Annotated in this window: 4 protein-coding genes; all 4 read right to left on the bottom strand. The window is 63.8% G+C overall.

Annotated elements, in window-relative coordinates; genetic code table 11:
- Nucleotides 1–1,901, bottom strand: a 1,901-nt coding sequence (gene prsK, locus AC1DU6_RS20125) for an XrtA/PEP-CTERM system histidine kinase PrsK (protein ID WP_477859127.1), incomplete at its 3' end; no start/stop codon positions are given.
- Nucleotides 1,902–2,032: 131 nt separating this feature from the next.
- Nucleotides 2,033–3,421, bottom strand: a complete 1,389-nt coding sequence (locus tag AC1DU6_RS20130) for a TIGR03013 family XrtA/PEP-CTERM system glycosyltransferase (protein ID WP_235531933.1) — start codon at nt 3,419–3,421, stop codon at nt 2,033–2,035.
- A 264-nt stretch (nt 3,422–3,685) separates the two neighbouring features.
- The gene (locus AC1DU6_RS20135; protein WP_457391595.1) at nt 3,686–3,949 is read right to left on the bottom strand and encodes a hypothetical protein; all 264 of its coding nucleotides are present in this window, start codon (nt 3,947–3,949) and stop codon (nt 3,686–3,688) included.
- A gap of 154 nt (nt 3,950–4,103) precedes the next feature.
- Nucleotides 4,104–4,857: branched-chain amino acid ABC transporter substrate-binding protein (locus AC1DU6_RS20140; RefSeq protein ID WP_477859128.1), on the bottom strand; the 754-nt coding region annotated here is incomplete at its 5' end.

Here is a 4,857-nt window from a genome sequence, read left to right on the forward strand (position 1 = left end):
GGCTTGAAGAGGCGATTCTGAATGAAATCCTCGCTCATGCCGCAGCCGCTGTCCTCCACGCGAACGCGCGCCTGGCTGCCCTGGGCATCCAGGGTCAGGCAGACCCGGCCGCTCGCGGGCGTGGCATCGAAGGCGTTCTGCACGACATGGCCAAGCACGCGCTCCACGCGCTCCGCATGCCCACGCGTGCTGACACCGCCCTGCAGCGTCAATTCCAGTACCCTGCCCTTGCTGGAAGCCGCAGCCGCAAGGCGCTTGGCGATCTGCTCCAGGTCGACACCGCTGGTCACGCCATGCGGCTTGTCGCCCTCGCRCAACTGGAGCATCAACTGGCGCATCTTCTCCAGCGAGTTCTCCACCGTATCGAGCATGTCCTGCTGGAATTCAGGGTTGTCGCGCAGGCGCTTGGCGTTCTTCATCATCAGCGAGAGCTGGGTGACGATGTTCTTCAGGTCGTGCACGACGAAAGCCGACATGCGGTTGAAGGCATCGAATTTGCGCGCCTCCAGCAACGCCTCCGTGGCCTGGGCCTGGTCCAGATAGCCTGACGCCTGGCTGGCGGCCGTGCGCAGCAGGTCGCGCACCTCCCAGTTCACCTCGACGACCACACGCGGCCGCCCCAATACCGCAAAACCGATCAAGGCTTCGCGCACCAGCAGGGGCACCAGCAGCCAGCAACGTGGCTCCTCGGCCAGCCAGGCCGGCAATTCGAGGCCGGGGTAGGCCTCAGGGCGTTCACGACACTCATCCACGTCGACGATCCAGGCGCGCTCGCGCCAGAACGTCGCCAGCGGGCCATCGTGCGCCTCGCTGCCCAGTTCGGCGGGCAGGTTCCAGCGGGCGGCCTGCACGAAGTCGCCACCCGCGGCACGCGGCAACCACAGCATGCCGCTCGGGCTTTCGACCAGGTTGGCGAGGGCGCGCACCACGGTTTCGGCCGTGTGCTGGGGTTCTGCGCTGCCAGACAAGAGCTGGGTGAACCGCAGCCACTCCTCGCGGTAGTCGTAGCGATAGCTGAAGAAGTTCTTGCTGATGTAGACACGCAGGCGCGAACGCATCGACCCGGAGGCCATCAGCAGCGTCAGTGCCACCAGCGCGACGAAAACCAGGGCTACGGACAGCGCCCGCCCCCACTCGCCGCCGGTGTAGCGCACGTAGTAGCCCACGCCGGCCACCATCAGCAGGTAGACGCCGACCAGTAGCAGCGTCGCCGAATGGAAGACCGCCGCCCGCGACACATGCAGCCTGCCGAGCCAGTCGGCATAGCGGCGGGACGCCACATAGAGCAGCGGCACCGCCGCGGCATGGACCAGCGAGCGAACGCTGATCGCGTCACCGTCAAAACGCTGGAACAGCGCGGCCTGCGACCCGATGAAGAGGTCGAAGACAAAGATGGCACCCAGCCCCAGGCAGACCGGCTTGGCATTCCATCGCGCGTCGCCGGTCGCATTGCGCAGCATCTGCTCGACCATCACAAGGCCCAGCACTGCCAAGCCCAAGGCGGCGAAGGCCTGGGGACGAGCCAGGCTCTCCGCCGGTACGCTCTCGCCGACCAGGAGCAACACCAGACGCGCCAGCACCGCGACGACCGCGAGGGGACGCAACCAACCCAGGCCACCGCCCCGCCGCGGTGGCGGGAGCAGCATCAGCATGAAGGCAAACCAGAAGCTGATGCGCAGCAGGTCAAGGCCCGGAACGACCCAGGTCGGCAAGCGGTCGGACCAATGCCTCAGTTCATCCATCAGCGCCRGGCCGGCCCAGATCGAACTGGCTGTCAGCGCCGCCAGGAACACCATGGCGAGCACGGAGACGGGCATGCTGCCCCGCAGCAGCCGCTGCGCGAAGTAGAGCGCGAACAGCCCGTAGGCCGCACAGCAGATCAGATCGCCAAGGCTGCTCAAGGAGAGGAAGGGAGCCAGCGCCTCAATCATGGCGCCCGGGGCAGAGTCCAAATCGGCGACAAGAGACATGCATCATTCAAGCATGCCCCTGGCGTTCGGGCATCGGCGCTTACGCCGAAGCGCCGCCGCGCTCAGCGAGCGCCCTTGCCAGTCAGCACCACGGCCACCGTCTCCAGCATGATCAGCAGATCAAGGAAGAGGGAGTGGTTCTTGACGTAGTACAGGTCGTACTGCAGCTTCTCGACCGAGTCTTCGATGGTCGAGCCGTACTCATAGCGCACCTGGGCCCAACCCGTGACGCCCGGCTTCACGCTGTGGCGCACAGCGTAATAGGGGATCTTGCTGATGAGTTCGTCGACGAAGAACTGGCGCTCCGGGCGCGGGCCGACCATGCTCATCTCGCCCCACAGCACATTGAAGAGCTGGGGCAGTTCGTCGATGCGAACCTTGCGGATGAAGCGACCAATACGCGTCACGCGGTCGTCGTTCTTGGTGGCCCAACGCGGCTTGCCGTCCTTTTCAGCATCGGTGCGCATGCTGCGGAACTTGATGACGTTGAAGGGCACACCATTCAGCCCCACCCGCTCCTGACGGTAGAGCATCGGCCCACGCGATTCGAAGCGGATGGCCAGGGCCGTGATCAGCATGATGGGCCAGGTCACCGCCAGAATCAGCGCGGCGAAGACGATGTCGCACACGCGCTTGATCGCGGCGCGCAGCATGCCCTGGCTGAAGCCGTCACCAAACACCAGCCAACCGGCATTGACATGCTTGATGTTGATCTGGGCCAGTGTCTTCTCGAAGTGGGTGGCGATATCCACCACGCGCACGCCGGACAGCTTGCAATCCAGCAGTTGCCGCAACGGCATGCTGCCGCCACGGCGCTCGCTGAGGGCCACGACGATCTCGTCGACGTTGTGCTTGAGTGCAGCCTCGGTCAGGTTGGCGCCGTCATTGATGATCTCGGCGCGCGGCACTTCGGGCTGGTCCTCGTTGGGGCCGGCGTAGAAACCGACGATCTGCGCATGCGGATCGGAGGCGCGCAAGGTATTGCCGACGGAGCGGGCCGCAATGCCGGTGCCGAAGATCAGGATGCGGCTGCGCATGCGTGCCTGAGTACCCGAATGGGCCGCATAGACACGATGCACCATGACTGCGGCGACAGCGCTCATGGCAACCAGGGTCAGCATGTCGCGGTGGCTGGTGTTCGAAGGCACCAGACTGAAGATGGCATAGGCCAGCGGCAGGCCAAACAGCAGCCCGAACAGGGCCCGGGCGCAGGACTCCGTGATCGAGCGGTTGTGCACATGCTGGTAGAAGCCCGTAGCCGAATTGATCACGAACATGCAACCGGCCAGTGACAGGCCGTGCGACGCCGCGAACGGCAGCACCATCTGCGCCGACTCACCTTGGCTGAGCACGACCGCAATGACGGCGAAAACTATCAGGCCGAGATCGAAGAAGACCTGAAGCAAGGTCTGCTTATGCAGGTAATGGTTGAATATTCGAATCATTTGCATTCCCCGATCATTACTACTGGCGTTCCCGCATCTGCAATCCGATCAATGGAATTCGAATCAATATCGATATTCCATTCACCCTAGCGCGGAGACCGCCTGCCGTATCGCCACCTCGATGACAACCTCGACTGCGCAGACCTCCTCGGAGACCGCCCGGCCGGCTCTGAATGCCCGTTTCGGCCACACGCCGCAACGGACATATCCGACCAACCCTTGATCGCGCCGGCATCATGCCTCTGGCCCCCTGGCTTGAAAGCCCCCCGTTTAGAGGGTGCTTGCCCCTTGAATCCGCGTCGTGCCGCAGCCCGCGAGGTCTCCGCCGCGGTCATTTTCACAACGGGCCGCAGTAGAACCGAAAGCGGGCGACAACACCATGACAGGGATGGCGCCAGCCGCTGCAAAACGTGCGAAACGCACAGGCGTCACATTGAAATCCGACGAAACCCGATTCATGCGCTCTTGCGGCGGCGAGGTCCGGTTTTCGAGCAAATCAAATATTGCCCTGCTTATTTTCTGGGCAGTATTCACGATCGGCCGTAAGGCTTGTCGCAACGAGCACTCCTTTGTCGTCCTTGAATCTGATCGATCCCATTTCGGAGTTCCTCAAAGCGACGAACCCGCCAAGGGCGGGTTCGTCATGAAAAACGCCCGCCGAGGCGGGCGTTCTGGACGCGAATCCGAATCAGCGCACGACCGCGATCTGCTCGCGGGCGCCGCCCTTGTAGGTGAACAGCGTCAGGGCGCCGTTCTTGATGTCGCCCTTCTCGTCGAAGGCGATGGTGCCGGTCACACCCTTGTAGCCGGCCGTCTTGGCCAGCACAGGCAGGTACTTGGCCGGGTCAGCCGAACCGGCCTTGACCATGGCAGCCGCCATCACATTGACGGCGTCATAGACGTACGGCGCGTAGATCTGCACATCGACGTTGAACTTGGCCTTGAACTTGGCCTTGAAGTCGTCCATCGACTTCTTGGCTTCGCCCTCGACACCACCGGCTTCGGCGCAGACGACCTGGCCATCGGCCATCGTGCCAGCGGCCAGCTTGGGCAGTTCGCCCGAGCAGATGCCGTCGCCGCCCATGAACTTGGCTTCGATGCCAAGCTGCTTCATCTGGCGCAGCATCGGGCCGGCCACGGCGTCCATGCCGCCGAAGAAGACGACGTCGGGCTTCTTGCCCTTCAGGGAGGTCAGGATGGCGGTGAAGTCCGTGGCCTTGTCGTTGGTGAATTCGCGGCCGACGATCTTCCCGCCCGCGCCCTTGACACCCTTTTCGAACTCGTCGGCAACGCCCTGGCCATAGGCCGTGCGGTCATCGATGACGGCAATGGACTTGCCCTTCAGGTCCTTGGCGGCGTAGCGGCCCAACGTGCCACCCAGGTGCACGTCGTCAGCCACGACGCGGAAGGTCGTCTTGTAGCCGTTGCGGGTGAACTTGGGG

The organism is Roseateles sp. P5_B10, from assembly GCF_056400485.1.